16 protein-coding genes are annotated in these 14,411 nt (G+C 54.3%); 7 read left to right on the top strand and 9 right to left on the bottom strand.

All coding sequences use genetic code 11. The features are described from left to right. Positions 1-47: 47 nt before the first annotated feature. Positions 48-422, top strand: coding sequence for a B-box zinc finger protein (locus tag NVIE_RS04195; protein ID WP_075054166.1), 375 nt, complete (start codon positions 48-50; stop codon positions 420-422). Between the two features lie 9 nt (positions 423-431). Here the strand turns inward: NVIE_RS04195 and NVIE_RS04190 are convergent, their stop codons facing one another. The 4 genes from NVIE_RS04190 to ilvB are packed head-to-tail and all read right to left on the bottom strand — an operon-like array spanning position 432 to position 5,188. Further along, the gene (locus tag NVIE_RS04190; protein WP_075054165.1) at positions 432-1,457 is read right to left on the bottom strand and encodes an isocitrate/isopropylmalate dehydrogenase family protein; all 1,026 of its coding nucleotides are present in this window, start codon (positions 1,455-1,457) and stop codon (positions 432-434) included. Positions 1,458-1,493: 36 nt separating this feature from the next. After that, positions 1,494-3,002, bottom strand: coding sequence for a 2-isopropylmalate synthase (locus tag NVIE_RS04185; RefSeq protein ID WP_075054164.1), 1,509 nt, complete (start codon positions 3,000-3,002; stop codon positions 1,494-1,496). Further along, the gene (gene ilvN, locus NVIE_RS04180) at positions 2,999-3,496 is read right to left on the bottom strand and encodes an acetolactate synthase small subunit (protein ID WP_075054163.1); all 498 of its coding nucleotides are present in this window, start codon (positions 3,494-3,496) and stop codon (positions 2,999-3,001) included. The genes NVIE_RS04185 and ilvN overlap by 4 nt, the downstream gene beginning before the upstream one ends. A gap of 3 nt (positions 3,497-3,499) precedes the next feature. Continuing rightward, positions 3,500-5,188, bottom strand: coding sequence for a biosynthetic-type acetolactate synthase large subunit (gene ilvB, locus NVIE_RS04175; protein WP_075054162.1), 1,689 nt, complete (start codon positions 5,186-5,188; stop codon positions 3,500-3,502). Between the two features lie 198 nt (positions 5,189-5,386). Between ilvB and NVIE_RS04170 the strand changes: the two genes are divergently transcribed. Then, complete coding sequence (locus NVIE_RS04170; RefSeq protein WP_158435083.1) at positions 5,387-5,800, top strand: YybH family protein; 414 nt, start codon at positions 5,387-5,389, stop codon at positions 5,798-5,800. Here the strand turns inward: NVIE_RS04170 and lsrF are convergent. From lsrF to NVIE_RS14535, 3 genes are all read right to left on the bottom strand, one after another. After that, positions 5,797-6,642, bottom strand: coding sequence for a 3-hydroxy-5-phosphonooxypentane-2,4-dione thiolase (lsrF, locus tag NVIE_RS04165; RefSeq protein ID WP_075054160.1), 846 nt, complete (start codon positions 6,640-6,642; stop codon positions 5,797-5,799). The two genes, NVIE_RS04170 and lsrF, sit on opposite strands and share 4 nt — an antisense overlap. Positions 6,643-6,675: 33 nt before the next feature. After that, the gene (locus NVIE_RS04160) at positions 6,676-7,722 is read right to left on the bottom strand and encodes a zinc-dependent dehydrogenase (protein ID WP_075054159.1); all 1,047 of its coding nucleotides are present in this window, start codon (positions 7,720-7,722) and stop codon (positions 6,676-6,678) included. Between the two features lie 139 nt (positions 7,723-7,861). Next, the gene (locus tag NVIE_RS14535) at positions 7,862-9,604 is read right to left on the bottom strand and encodes a discoidin domain-containing protein (RefSeq protein ID WP_158435082.1); all 1,743 of its coding nucleotides are present in this window, start codon (positions 9,602-9,604) and stop codon (positions 7,862-7,864) included. A gap of 317 nt (positions 9,605-9,921) precedes the next feature. Between NVIE_RS14535 and NVIE_RS04145 the strand changes: the two genes are divergently transcribed. The 4 genes from NVIE_RS04145 to NVIE_RS04130 all read left to right on the top strand — a co-directional run bounded on the left by NVIE_RS04145 (position 9,922) and on the right by NVIE_RS04130 (position 13,047). Beyond that, entirely contained in the window at positions 9,922-10,329 is a 408-nt protein-coding gene (locus tag NVIE_RS04145) for a transcriptional regulator (RefSeq protein ID WP_075054158.1), read from the top strand. Positions 10,330-10,382: 53 nt separating this feature from the next. Further along, complete coding sequence (locus tag NVIE_RS04140; RefSeq protein ID WP_075054157.1) at positions 10,383-10,610, top strand: hypothetical protein; 228 nt, start codon at positions 10,383-10,385, stop codon at positions 10,608-10,610. A gap of 50 nt (positions 10,611-10,660) precedes the next feature. Further along, entirely contained in the window at positions 10,661-11,491 is an 831-nt protein-coding gene (locus NVIE_RS04135; RefSeq protein ID WP_075054156.1) for a helix-turn-helix transcriptional regulator, read from the top strand. 152 nt (positions 11,492-11,643) lie between these two features. Further along, positions 11,644-13,047, top strand: coding sequence for a dihydrolipoyl dehydrogenase family protein (locus tag NVIE_RS04130; protein ID WP_075054155.1), 1,404 nt, complete (start codon positions 11,644-11,646; stop codon positions 13,045-13,047). 82 nt (positions 13,048-13,129) lie between these two features. On the opposite strand, the gene NVIE_RS04125 is transcribed toward NVIE_RS04130, so the two are convergent. After that, entirely contained in the window at positions 13,130-13,543 is a 414-nt protein-coding gene (locus NVIE_RS04125) for a DNA-directed RNA polymerase subunit K (RefSeq protein ID WP_075054154.1), read from the bottom strand. Between the two features lie 111 nt (positions 13,544-13,654). Here NVIE_RS04125 and NVIE_RS04120 point away from each other — a divergent pair, with 111 nt between their 5' ends. Further along, positions 13,655-14,050 (top strand): cyclophilin-like fold protein, encoded by a 396-nt coding sequence (locus tag NVIE_RS04120; protein WP_158435081.1) that lies wholly within the window; start codon positions 13,655-13,657, stop codon positions 14,048-14,050. Here NVIE_RS04120 and NVIE_RS04115 read toward each other — a convergent pair. Beyond that, entirely contained in the window at positions 14,043-14,360 is a 318-nt protein-coding gene (locus NVIE_RS04115) for a hypothetical protein (RefSeq protein ID WP_075054153.1), read from the bottom strand. The genes NVIE_RS04120 and NVIE_RS04115 overlap by 8 nt on opposite strands. Positions 14,361-14,411 lie beyond the last annotated feature (51 nt).

Below are 14,411 nucleotides of genomic sequence, written 5' to 3'. Positions count from 1 at the left end.
AAAGGTAATATTGCATCGCTGCTAACGTTCTCTCTGGTAGTCATCACATGGCAAACTGCTCTATATGCGGCTCGCGTTTTGCAGAAAAAAAATGCTACTTTTGCCAGAACAAAGTCTGCACCTCCTGCACAGTCCCGGCGGACGTGACCGGGAGCGCGATCACGGTAAAATGCATGACATGCGACCGCAAGGGCATCAACAAGATCAGCTTTTTCGCGGTGCTCAAACGCAACAAGTTTCTCCTTGGCGTCATTTTCGGGTTCTGGATATTCACGATATTCCCGCTGCCATTCCTGCAGCTGGCTGGCTACGAGGCAAGCGCCATAGTGCTCCAGCCGGTGCTCTTTGCAACTGCAATCCTTATCATACCGTTCGTGTTCATGCTCTTTGCATGGCAAAAGCGGGCGCCAAAGGAAAACTAGCGATAGTATCTAAAACAGCTCTTTTGCCACGAGATCGGTGAATTCCGTGGTAGACAGCTTGCCCCCGATGTCCTTTGTCTTTTTGTCCTGCTTTAGAAGGCCGACTATGGCCTCCTCTATTCGGGCGCCCTGCTCTGCCGCCTTTCTGTCCTTGTGCCTGTCGGCAAGCCATTCAAGCATCATCTTGGCGGAAAGCAGAATCGACGATGGGTTTGCCGCATTCTTGCCGGCGATGTCAAACGCCGCGCCGTGAACCGGCTCAAAGAGCGCAAAGCCCTCGCCAATGTTTGCCGCCGGGCCCATGCCAAGCCCGCCGACTACCTGCGCTGCCTCGTCTGACAGGATGTCGCCAAAGAGGTTGGTGGTGACGATGACGTCAAACTCTTCCGGGTTGCGGATGAGGTTCATCGACGCCGCGTCGACGTAGAGCTCGCTGTACTGTATCCTGGGGTACTTTTTGGCGACTTCTCTGCACACCGACGCAAAGAGCCCGTCGCCCTTGCGCATCACGTTTGCCTTGTGCACCGCGACCACCTTTCGCTTGCTGTCGCGCATCGTCGCCGTCTTGAACGCGTACTCGGCAATCCTCCTTGACGCCTTTTCAGAAGTGATCCTTAATGCGACCACGGTACCGGGGTCGGCGTTGAATTCCCAGCCAAGGTAGACGTCCTCCGTGTTCTCCCTCACCGTCACCATATCTACTTTTGGAGAAAGCGCCGGGATGTTCGGGTACGACTTGGCCGGCCTGACGTTTGCATAGAGGTCGAACATGCGCCTGAGAACTATGATGACGTCGGCCGCACTCTCGCCTACTGGCCCCTTCAGGCACGCCTGCGAGTTTTTGATGGTGTCGACCGAAAATTCCGGAAGGGCCTTTCCGTGCTTGGCAAGGGCCGCGTCGCCTGCCTCTACCTCGTTTATGGTGAATTTTGTAGACGTGTTGTCGCTTATTGCTTCGAGGATCTTTTTAGCGGCCGCCGTCTGCTCGGGCCCTATCCCGTCCCCTCTGATGAGCGAAATGACGTACCTTGTCAACTATGCCTCATCACGTGAGTTGTGGGCGGGTACTTATTAGCTCTTGGAATAGAGCACCTTTTTCAGGAGCACCTTGTTGATGGCATCCATCATCGCCTCTACGGATGCGACCACAATGTCCTCGTTGGCCTTTCTCGCAGAGACGACGTTACCGTTCTTGTCCTCCACCTTGACTGACACCTCTGCAAGGGCGTCTGAGCCTCCAGAGATGGAGTCGAGCCTGTACTCGCGTATCTTGATGCTTGCCACGTCTGCGGCTATCTTTTGGATGGCCTTGAGGGCTGCGTCCACCGGGCCGACTCCCGTGTCAGACGCAATGAGGTCCTTGCCCTCCGCGTTGAGCCTGATGACTGCCGTCGGGATGATGTTCATGCCCGTGACGATGTGAAAATCGTACAGCTTGAAGCGCTCCTCAAACTGCGAGTTGTGCATCACCTCTCCTGCTATGGTGAGCAACTCTGACGTCGTGATTGCCTTGCCCTTGTCTGCAATGTTCTTTTGCTTCTCTACTATCATGTGCAATTGCTCTTCGTTCGGGTTGATGCCAAACTCTTCAAGCATCGCCCTGATGCCGTGCGCGCCGGCGTGCTTGCCTGCCTGGAGCCAGCGTTTCCTTCCCACAAGCTCGGGGCTGATGGGCTCGTAGGTGAGCGGGTTGTTGATGACGCCGTGGGTGTGTATGCCCGACTCGTGGCCAAAGGCGTTCTCGCCGATGATTGCTTTGTTTGGCTGGACGATGATTCCCATCGTGTTAGAGACAAACTTGGACGTCTCGTAGAGCAGCTGCGTCTTGATGTTGTGCTTTTTGTTGTAGAGGCACTGGAGCGCCATTACAAACTCTTCAAGCGACGCATTGCCTGCTCGCTCGCCAAGCCCATTTATCGTGACGTGCGCGCACGCCGCGCCTGCGTTGATGCCTGCTATCGAGTTTGCCACAGCAAGCCCAAAGTCGTCGTGGCAGTGCATGCTTATTGGCAACCTCGTCGCCTCTTTGACCTCCTTGACAAGTTCTGTGATGTACTGGGGCGTTGAATACCCCACAGTGTCAGGGATGTCGACCCTGTCGGCCCCCGCTTGCGCCACTGCGCTGAACACCTTTATCAAAAACGCCCTGTCCGACCGCGTGGCGTCCTCTGCCGAAAACTCTACCTTGAGGCCGTGCTTTTTGGCGTACTCAACTGCGTGCACAGCCCTTTCAAGAACCTGCTCGCGAGTCATCTTTAGCTTGTACTGCATGTGGATGTCAGAGGTCGCGATGAACGTGTGCACGTACTTCAAGTCGCACTTTATCGCCGCGTCGATGTCGGCGTCGACTGCGCGCGCAAGGCCACAGACCTCCGCCTTCAAGCCCGAGTTTGCTATCGTCTTGACGGCGTACATCTCGCCTGCCGACACTATGGGAAATCCCGCCTCGATTGCGTCCACTCCAAGCTCGTCTAGTTTCTGCGCAATGTGCACCTTTTGCTCCGGCGTCACCGTCACGCCCGGCGACTGCTCGCCGTCGCGGAGAGTGGTGTCGAAAATCCTGACCTTTTCTTCGCTCAAAGTTCAACTCCTCTTGGCAATGCCGATACGCCTGTCCTTGCCAACTGCGTTATGCCATATTGGTCGACCAGATTCTTAAAGGCATCTATCTTGTCCGGGGTGCCTGTTATCTCGACGGTTATTGTCTCCTTGCCGATGTCGAGTATGTTGCCCCTGAAAATGTTGGCATAGTTCATTATCTCGCTCCTCGTGGTCGGGTCGACTGCCTTCATCTTTATGAGCGCAAGCTCGCGGTACACAGTCTTGTCCGTGTCGAGCACCTTGACCTCGACCACGTCTATCAATTTCCTCAACTGCTTGACGAGCTGGTCAAGCGTCTTTTCGTCGCTATTAGTCGTTATCGTCATCCTGGAAAGGTCCTGCTGCTCGGTAGTGCCGACCGTTATCGACTCGATGTTAAAGTTGCGCGCCCTGAAAAGGTTGGTCACGCGAAAGAGCACGCCGGGCTTGTTCTCGACTATTGCCGACACAATGTAGAGCTCGTTGTTGTCCATATTCTAGCCTCCTGTTATCATGTCCTTGAGGCTTGTCCCCGGCGCCACGAACGGGTAGACGTCTTCGTCTGGGTCAATCGGTATGTCAATCACAGTCGCAACATCGCTCTTTATTGCCGTCTTGATCGCCTTCTCTAGCTCTGCCATCGACTGGGCGCGGATCCCCTGCGCACCGTACGCCTCGGCCACCTTGACATAGTCGGGGCAGTGGTGCTGGTGAACGCCGCTGTACCTGCGGTTGTAGAACGTGCGCTGCCACTGCGCTACCATGCCGAGCATGTAGTTGTTCATGAGAAATACTATGACCGGCAGCTTCTCAATTACCGACACTGCAAGCGAGTTCTCGGTCATGTTGAACGAGCCGTCGCCGGCAATGTCGACCACCGGCACTTCAGGCCTTGCTGCCTTTGCCCCTATCGATGCCGGAAAGCCAAAGCCCATCGTGCCAAGGCCGGTCGAGCTAAAGAACGTGCCGGGCGCTATCACGTCAAAGTGGAGCGAAGCCCACATCTGGCACTGGCCCACCTCGGTGGTCACTATGCCCTGCGCCGGCAAGAGCTCGCGCAACTTCTTGAGCGACTTTTTGGCAGTTATCTCGCGGGGATAGTCCTTGAGGTTCTCTGCAAAATACTGCACAAGCTCCTTCTTGCGCCTGAGCCAAGGGTTCTCGGGGTCTTTCTTTGTCACCTTTTTCGTGAGCAGTTTTACTAGCGTGCGCAACGACGATTTTACGTCTCCAACTATTGCGACGTCGACTGACTTGTTCTTGCCAATCTCGGCAGGGTCGATGTCCATGTGGATGATGCTCATGCCCTTGCCAAACTCGTCAAAGCGGCCCACCGACCTGTCAGAGAACCTTGCGCCTATTGCTATGATGCAGTCTGCCTCGATGATTATCTTGTTTGCCTCTGCATGGCCGTGCATGCCTATCGGGCCCATCGCAAGCGGGTGGTTCTCTGGGAACGCGCCCTTGCCCTTGAACGTTGTAACGACGGGTATCATGAGAAGCTCGGCAAGCGTCTGGAGCTCTGCAAACGCGCCAGAGAGTATGACGCCGCCACCTGCCATGATGATCGGGCGCTCGGCCTTCAAGATGAGTTCCACCGCCTTTCCGACCTCGGAAAGGTCTGCATCTATCACAGGGTTGTAGCCCCTCACCTTGATGAGGTCCGGGAACTTCATGTCAGCGGTCGCCTGCTGCACGTCCTTTGGGATGTCGACAAGCACCGGCCCCGGCCTTCCGCTCTCGGCAATGTAGAACGCCTTTTTCACCATCTCAGGGATCTCGCCGGGCGCCCTTGGCTGGAACGAATATTTCGTGCAGGGGTTTGCTATGCCTATGATGTCTGTCTCCTGGAAGGCGTCCTTGCCTATCATTGGGAGTGCCACCTGTCCTGTCACTGCGACCATCGGTATGGAATCCGCATGGGCTGTGGCAAGGCCGGTTATGATGTTGGTGGCTCCCGGGCCGGAGGTGGCAAAGCACACGCCGGATTTCCTCTTTATCCTCGCATAGCCGTCGGCCATGTGCGCGGCAGACTGCTCATGCCTCACGAGTATGTGGCGGAGGTTTGCGCCAACGAGCGCGTCGTATATCGGGAGGTTTGCTCCGCCGGGAAGTCCAAAGACTATGTCTACGCCCTCCTTCTCGAGGGCATGGATCAACGCTTTTGCGCCGGTCATTTCAACCATTTTTTACATTGTCACCATGATTCTTCAAGACAAACGCCCGCTGGTCAGCAGAGATTTGTCTAGGCAAGTAGCAACAGGACCAGAATCTTAACCTTGTGCCTAGAACGCTCGCTGCCTGTGTGGGGCATCTAGAATGGATTGTAGTGATATAATTTATAAAGTTTTGTACTCTACCTGCCAATGAACATTATATTGTCCGTGACGGATTCCGCCAAAATTAGGGACCTGATTTACAAATATTTCCAGATAGCCAAGAGCAAGGAGATAGAGGGGATACCTGACTTTTTTGCCGAGCGGTTTACAAAGTTTGGCGACTCGCCGCCGTACGACCTGCGCGATATCGACAGGGCGCTCATGCTGGAGCAGCTGCAGTTTGCAAGCATCTCTGATTATGACTTTAAGATAAACGATCTAAGGATCGAAATAGTGGCGGGCGATGTCGCGATTGCGACATTTGCGCTAGAGAGCACAGGCATCATTGTCGACGACTATAGCTTCCGCGGGACTGCGATCAACAACAAGTCGCGCGTCACAATAGTATTTCAAAAAGACAAAAAGAGTGGCGGTGGGTGGAAGATGCTCCACCAGCACTTTTCCAAAATGCCTGGCTAGTCGAAGTCGGCCGATCTGCTTATCGCCTTTACAATCTTTTGCGGCTCTTTTGTCTTGGCCTTTTCGCGCTCGCGCAGAAACACGTCATAAGCCTCCTTGACGTCTGCCTTGCCGTGCACGATTGCCTTGACTGCCTTTACCATGGCAACGGGGTAGTCGGACTGCCAGATGTTCCTGCCCATGTCGACCCCTGACGCTCCGTGCGTGACCGCGTCGTGCGCAAGCTTGAGCGCGTCCATCTCGGGCAGCTTCTTTCCTCCTGCCACCACAAGCGGGACTGGGCACGCCTCGACGACTTTTTCAAAGTTGTCGCAATAGTACGTTTTTACAACATGCGCGCCAAGTTCAGCTGCCACCCTGCACGCAAGGCCGAGGTAGCGGGCGTCGCGGCCCATCTCCTTTCCTACCGCGGTGACTGCAAGGACCGGGATGCCGTATTTTTCTCCCTCGTCGACTAGCTTGCCAAGGCTTGCCAGTGTTTGATGCTCGTACTTGCTTCCGACAAATATTGAAAGCGCAAGGCACGACACATTGAGCTTGATCGCCTCCTCGATGGAGGTAGTTATTGTCTCTTTTGACAGGTCCTCACCGACGATGCTCGTCCCGCCAGAGACGCGAAGCACTATCGGTATGTCCCGCTCTGCAGGGACGCAGTTGCGCAAGATCCCGCGGGTAAGCATCAGAGAATCAGCGTACGGGAGAAGCGGGGCTATTGTCTTGGCGGCGTTTTCCAGGCGCTCCGTGGGGCCAAGGAAATAGCCGTGGTCGACTGCAAGCATGAGGCAGCGGCCGTCTTGAGGGCGAATTATCTTTGACAGGCGGTTTTTCATTCCCCAGTCCATTTGCTATCGGCGGGGAATGGCTATTTTTATTATTTATGTATTATTCCCTGTGGTCACGATGACCTTCATCGCGTCCTTGGCCTCGTGCGCGCATTTTATCGCGGCAGACGCGTCGCTGATGTCAAAGCGGTGCGTGATGAGCGACGCGATGTCGATGCGCTTTTCCGCTATCAGTTTTATCGCCTGGTTCGTCTCGACCTCTGACGCTGCGTAGCTTGGGATGAGCGAGTGCTCGTTTGAGTAAAGTTTGCTCATGTCGTACGACATGGCCGAGCCCTTGGGCGGAACACCAAACATCACTATCTTGCCTGCGCGCCTTGTCATGTCAAACGACTGCAACAGCGCTTTGGTGCTTCCTGTCGCCACGACTGCAATGTCGACCCCGCGCCCGGCAGTCTGCTCTTTGATTTTCTGGGCAAAGTCGGGGGTTGAAATGGAATTGAACGTCTCGATGCCGTACTTTTTCCTGGCAAAGTCAAGCCTGAAATCGTTAATGTCTGATACAAACACCCTGCCTGCGCCAAACGCTTTTGCAAGGATGACGTGCATCAACCCTGCGGGGCCGGCGCCAAGCACCGCAATGTCGTCGCCGCGCTGGAAATCGCACTTGTTCCACGCCCTGATGCAGCACGCCAGTGGCTCGACAAGCGACGCCTCATCAAAAGTCATGCCTGCGGGAAGTTTTATCAGGCCGCCCCTTGACACGTTCCATTCGGGCACAATGAACTGCTCCGCAAGGCCGCAGGGCGAAATGTTGCTTTTCTGGTACTCGGGGCACATGGTGTAGTCGCCGTGCAGGCAGTAGTGGCAGGAATAGCACGGCACGTGGTGGTGTATGAACACGCGGTCGCCGGGCGCAAAGCCCATGGCGTTTTTTCCGACTGCAACTACTTCGCCAGCCGGCTCGTGGCCCAGCCTGCCAGACGACATGCCGTACTCGCCATAAACCTTCTCCAGGTCAGAGCCGCAGAGGCCGCAGGCGCGCATGCGCACCAGCACGTCGCCCTCGCTTGCCATCTCTGGAGCATTTATCTCGTCGACTGAAACGGCGCTGTGGCCCTTGACAAAAACCGCCTTCATGCTTTTTGGGAATATGGCTGCGGTCTATAAATAGCGTTTGAATCGGCCCGTCTTTTTTTTGCGCAACAATTCGTACATGGTATATTTTTGCGCGGCAAGAAAAAATCCTGATTGTTGAAAGAAGAAAAAAAGAAAAAAGTTAGGGGAGGGCGTTTATCTCCCTGATTGTAAAGTCCGAGTACGCCATCGTTCCGTGTTCGTGTCTTGCATAGACAGTAAGCATCGGCTTCTTTGTTTCGCTGCTGGCGTTTATGAAGGAGTGTATGAGCGGCAGCGCCGGGTTTACGCCTGACTTGCACGCGCCGTTGCCGAAGTTCTTGCCGTTGTCTATGAATTCTGTTACCTTTTGCCAGTTGCCTCCGTTTACGCCTCCTGTCATGTCCCGGTACAGCTCAAGCTTTACCTTGGTGTTGTCGTCCATGTTGCGCAGGACGAACTTGACGCCTACCCACGTGTCCTTAGGGAGGTTGCCTGATGGCCTTTGTCCCGCCGCGCCGTCATAGCCATTGTCCAGGTGGTGCGCCGTCTCTTTTTCAAACGACCACTGGCCGTTGATGTTCACCAAGCCGCCGTAGCCGCGGTCGTCGCAGATGTTGGACTCTTCGTTGCCGTTAGTGCCGTGGTTTGTGCGCGCAAACAGCTGAAGGCCGGAATAGCTGAGGGTCCTTGTTTCACTGATTCTCTTGATGTACAGCGTTATCTCCAGGTTCTCCGACCACTCCCTCGTCTTGGCAGGATCGTGTACGTACATCCTGACAAAGTCGCCAGACGCCGTCAGCGTGCCCTTGCCGTCGATGGCATACCTCCCTTCCCCGTGTGCTGTGTCAAACCACTTGTCATCCGGATCGATTGCGTTGCCGATTGTCCGTGCATGCCCGTTGTCCCAGCTTGAAGACCATTCCATTCCGCCGGCGGCAGTCGGGTTTAGCTTTGTGATGCCAAACCTGTCTTTGGACGGCGTGGGGCTTGGGCCCGGCGTTATCGGTGGTGGTGTATTGGCCGGCTTTTGGGAAACCTTTACCGAGACAGTAAACACCTGCTGGTTTCCTGCATTGTCAGTCGCGCGTGCGACTATCACGTGGTTTCCGACCGACAGCGTACGGGCGTGGGTCCACGTCGACCAGTCTCCCGGGGAGGCAGGCGTCGCAGGCTGGTAGGCGCTGCTCCCGGTCCCGACTTCGACCAGCTTTATCCCGCTGCCCAGGTCTGACGCCTTGCCCTTGATGCTGACTGCGGCCGTGGTGGTTGTAGAAGAAGGCGTGACTATCTCGCTGTTGTCTGCAGGCTGGTCTATGGCTACAAAGGGCCTGATCGTGTCCTGCGTGCCGCCGCCTGAAACGTACCCGTATACCTTGATTTCCGTGATGGACGCCCAGTTGTTTTCCGTGTTTCCGTTTACAGTGATCCTGATGTATCTTGCACTGACGTCTGCAAAGTCGTACCTCTGCAGGCCGGCAGTCGTGCCCGAGCTTTTGGCAGAATAGTCCTGTTTGTATGTCTTGCCGTCGGAAGAATGCGATATTACAAACGCATTCTGCCTCGTGTCTCCCCTGTACCAGGCCACGTCAACATGGCAGACGTTTACAGTCCCTCCGAGGTCCATCGATATCCACGAGCCTTTTCCTAGGTTCGACCATCTTGTTCCAAGCTTGCCGTCGATGGTATTGTTTGGCACGTTTCCGTCATTTCCTGACGCCGATGCCTTTGTGACCTGCAACGCCGCGCAGGCCGGGGCCGCGCTTGCATAATAAGGGACCATGCCTGTGGCTGCCGGCAGAGACAGCATCAGCATCGCGCCAAATCCTAAAAAAACAAGCCGCTTGCGGATGCTTCTCTTGTCCGGACCTTTAGTTGGGTGGTTCACCGTTGCTGAAATTCGCATGGTGGTGTGGCGGCTGACAGTAGATAATTCATTAATAACATTAGGTAGCATCATTCTATGAGTTTATTATAAGCAAAATTAGTTGTAATAGCATTCGTTTTAAATAAACATGATGAATAATGCACGTTTTGTCTGCACCACGCGCGCGACTGGCATAAAATTATTATTTTATTGCTTGCAGGCAGCTTTGATCAATACTTGGGTTGGTCGCCAAGCAACCCTTGTGCAGGAAATGAGCCCTAAACACATTCTATAAAAGAGTACAAAATAGTAAGTATTAAATAGAAAAAAGCCAAAGTTGCCTCTGTCCGCAAAACATGCTTCTCCCCTCCGAGATCGAAGCCAAGTCGCTTATCCCTGCCGTGAGGGCGATCCTTGCCAAGAAGCTGATAAAAGAGTACTCGCTCAAGGAGGAAGACGTCGCAAGGGTGCTTGGCATCACGCAGGCGGCAGTCAGCAACTATGTCCGGGGCACGAGGGGAGACCTCGAGCTTATCTCAAAACTGGAAGGCATCCGCGAGGTGATGCGCATGATTGACGACATTGCGCGCGAGCTTTCCACCAACAAGGCGTACACTCCAAGCACGCTCGCAAAATTCGTGGGCCTGACAAACTACATGCGCTACTCGCTCTTGATATGCGACGTGCACCACAGCATCGAGTCCAACATCGACGAGACCGTCTGCGAGCAGTGCAGGGGCACACTCATCCGCGAGCAATCGTAGCAATCGCTTCTGACAAAAATTAATATACAGTCTGCAGTGATTTTTGACCAATCATGGAACGGATCAACGGCGAAACAATCGCAGGTGCCGCCCTGACTTTTCTTGGAGCGCTCTTCATGTTCGCGGCGCAGGTGAACGCAACGTGGGTCGCTGCAATACCCGCAGCCCTCATCCTCATCGCTGTCGGCATCGCGCTCATCGTGCTTGGCAGGTACACCACGATAAGGTCAAACCGCACCCACCCGCACACCGAGGAGCACTCCCACCACAACCACCACTAGCCAGCCGGCAACGCTTAAAATGATGTCGGCCTGTTGCTTTATTATCCTATATGCCGTCTGCCCATGACGAAGACCTTGTCAGCGCCTACGCCAACACCGAAAAGACGTTTTTCGAGCTTGCAAGCGAGCAGCGCCTCTCGATACTGTTCAGGCTGAACGAGAAAAAGGCCAAGATATCGCAGCTTGCCAAGGACCTCAACATAACGATGCAGGAGGCCCACAGAAACGTCAACCGCCTCCAGGACGCCGGCCTGATAGAGAAGGACCCAGAAGGCATATTCTCGCTCACGACCTTTGGCAACACTATAATCAAGCAGATCCCAACGTTCAACTACCTGTCAAAGCACAAGGAGTACTTTTCAGAGCACATCCTCGGCGAGCTCCCATTCAAGTTCATCATGCGGCTTGGCGCGCTGGACCAGTGCGAGTTTGTCAAGGGCGTGGTGGCGATACTGGAGCGCTGGAAGGACATCTACAGGGAGGCCGATGAATACATCTATGAAATAGTGCCGCAGGTGCCCATCGATCTCATCGAGCCTGCGCTCAGCAGGGTCAAGGAAAAGGGCGTCAAATACAGCTACGTGCTTCCAAAGAACGTCATCATCCCGAAGGGAAGGAAGGACCTCCTGAAAAAGCTGGGCCACAGTGAGCTGTTGACAAAAGGCGCAATAGAGCGCAGGATGGTCGACAGGGTGCAGGTCGCGGTTATCCTGAACGAAAAGCAGGCGGCCGTGATGTTTCCGACGCAAAAAGGGGAAACTGACATGAACATGATATTCTTCAGTACCGATCCACTCTTTCACGAGTGGTGCCTCGACTATTTCCGGTACCGCTGGTACGGCTCGGACATATTCGATGAAAGCCACCTGAAAGAGATCTAGCCTTCGTAAATATCTTGGAACGGCTTTTCTTTAATGTTTGAAGGCAATTTTGTTACTATTATCATTGTTGTTACCGTTGTTTGCCTGCTGCTATGTCCCATCGCCGCCGCCCTTGACCTGATTGTTATATGCCAGAAATCATAAAGTAACTTGTGGCGCAGCAGGATAGATCCGAAAATGTCGAGAAATTCGACTTGATTGTGATAGGGAGTGGTGCAGGACTGGACGTGGCCAGTGCCGCCGCAGAATCCGGGCTAAAAGTCGCCTTGGTTGAAAAAAGCAGGATGGGCGGCACCTGCCTGAACAGGGGCTGCATACCGTCCAAGCTCCTGATACACAGCGCAGATGTCGCCCAGGTTATCCGCACTGCTGAACAATTCGGAATCAGGGTGGAAAAATTCTCGATAGACTTTGAGAAAATAATCCGGCGAACAAACGGCATCATCGACTCTGAATCTGACGGTATACGAAACGCGTTCTCTGGCATAGAGAATCCCCGGCTGTTCCCTGCGGAATGCCGGTTCATTGGGAAAAAGGAGATTCTGGTGGGAGGAGATAGCGTCATCACGGCAGAAAAGATTCTCCTTGCATCCGGCACGAGGCCAGCAATCCCAAAAATAGAGGGGCTGGAAAAGGGCACGTACATCACAAGCGACGAGGCGCTCCGACTGGAAAAGCAACCGCATGTTCTGACTATCATAGGCGGCGGATACATCGCGGCTGAACTGGCGCACTTTTTCGGGTCGCTTGGCACGAAGATAAACATAATCCAGAAAAGAGACGTGCTCTTGCCCCGGGAGGACGAGGAAGTCTCGCAGAAATTCACCGAGATATTTTCAGGCAGGTACAATGTGCATCTTGGCTTTGACACGCAGCGTGTGACTAGAAAAGACAATGACACGGTCGTGGTCTCGGCAAAAAGTAGCAAGACGGGGGAAAACATCGAGATTGAATCAGACCAGCTTTTGCTGGCGACAGGGAGGGTTCCAAATTCAGACACGCTCGCGCTGGATCTTGCGGGAGTCAGAGTTGACAAGAGAGGATACATAGCCGTCGATGAATTCCTCGAAACAAGCGTAAAGGGCGTTTTCGCCCTTGGCGACGCGGTCGGCAAGTATCCGTTCAGGCACGGCGCAAACCTGGAAGCGCAGTATGCGTTCAACAACATTTCCCGTCCTGACAAAAAGATTCCCGTCAATTACACCGCGATGCCGCATGCGATTTTCAGCTCGCCGCAGGTTGCGAGCGCCGGCCACACCGAGCAGGAACTGCGAGCAAAAGGGGTAAAATATTCAAAGTCAGTCTATCCGTACGCGCAGACCGCGATGGGCCAGGCCATCGAAGACAATGATGGCTTTGTCAAGTTCCTTGTTGGCAAAGACGACGGGAAAATCCTTGGATGCCACATCCTCGGCACAGACGCGTCAATACTCATCCACGAGGTGCTGGTCTCGATGAGGGCCGGCACCGGCGCCATAAGGGACATACAAAGGACTGTCCACATCCATCCTGCCCTGTCAGAAGTCGTCTCTAGGGCCGCCGATGCCGTCAGATGATTTTTCTTGTATGAACGACTCTAGCCGGGCGGAAAAGATCATGTGGTGCGTCAAAATAGCCGGTTGATTGGTAATGATTATTTTACTTCATCCAGTCGATCGGGATGTCCTGGTACATGCCGTTTGGCAGGACGCGGCGTATGGATATCGGGAGCGCCTTTTTCTCGACCTCCAGCATCGCAAGCGCGATGGACGTGTTTGCGCCGTCTGGCTTTATCAGCGGCGGCGCGCCCAGCGACAATTGCAATGCGCGGGCCCCCGTTATCCTTGCGCGCTCAAACCTCGTGAGCCACGGCAGGCCAATCAGGATCTTGTTTCCCTGCGCCGGGACTTCTTTCAGCTCGTACTCTTGCTCGGAATAAGTCACCACCTCGTCGGCCGGGCGGTTTGACTTCTTGGTCTCCTCTACTTCAGCCTCCGCGTCCTTTTTACCCTTGGTCTTGGACACGGCAGACTTGCGTGCAGCAGGTTTTTTTGTAAAGCGCTTGATTACCAAGAATGTATGGAAAAGTTGGTTGTTATCTAATTAAATGTTGCGAATCTTTCAAGATGCTTTTCTGCAGTTTTTCCAGAAACATTTTCATAACATCTGCGCTTTTCAGCCACTGTGCAGGCTGCTGGTTCCGTGTCAAGGGTCAGGCTGGTGGCAGAAATCGCGGGCAAGGGCTCTGCAGAGTGCGAGCTGGTGCGCCACCTTGCGCCGCTGACTACAAGCGCGCTGCTGAAGGGCCTGCCAGTGCAGGACAGGGTGCACCGGCTTGAGGACAAGTTCGTCTACATCGAGACCGGGCTTGTCATAGGCGCGGAAAAGGCAAAGACGCAGTTCAAGCGGGGCGACCTTGCTTTTTTGCCGTCAAACGGCGCCATATGCTTTGTCATAAGGGACTGCGCGACGCAGGCGATGAACGCGATAGGCAAAATAGTGAACAATATCGAAGTCATCGAAGGCGTGCAGACAGGCGACGTTATAGCCGTAAAAAGGCTGGCTACTATTACTACTTGACCTTCGCGTAGACCTTGTGGCCGCTGTAGCCGCCGACCTTCTTGACGACTCCCTTGGCTTCAAGCGTCTTGACCAGCGAGTTTGCCACCGAGATCTTGACTCCCGCGGCTTTTGCAACCGACTGGACCGTTATCGCCTTCATGCCCTGGATGGCCTTCATGCCCTGGTTCTCGTCAATGGTTACCGCCAGCTTTTGCTTTTGCTGCGGCTTTTTCTTCTCTTCCTTTGCTGCCGGTTTTATCTCGCCAGCTGGGCCCACTGCCGTGCCCTTGTCCTGCTTTGCTGCCGGCTTGTTCTTGTTTCCGCCCATCTGTAATCTGGCTTGTGTTACCGATTTCCCCTTTAATATTCATATTCAAAC

Source organism: Nitrososphaera viennensis EN76 (assembly GCF_000698785.1).
GTDB lineage: Archaea > Thermoproteota > Nitrososphaeria > Nitrososphaerales > Nitrososphaeraceae > Nitrososphaera > Nitrososphaera viennensis.
This window is presented reverse-complemented; position numbering and strand designations above follow the sequence as displayed.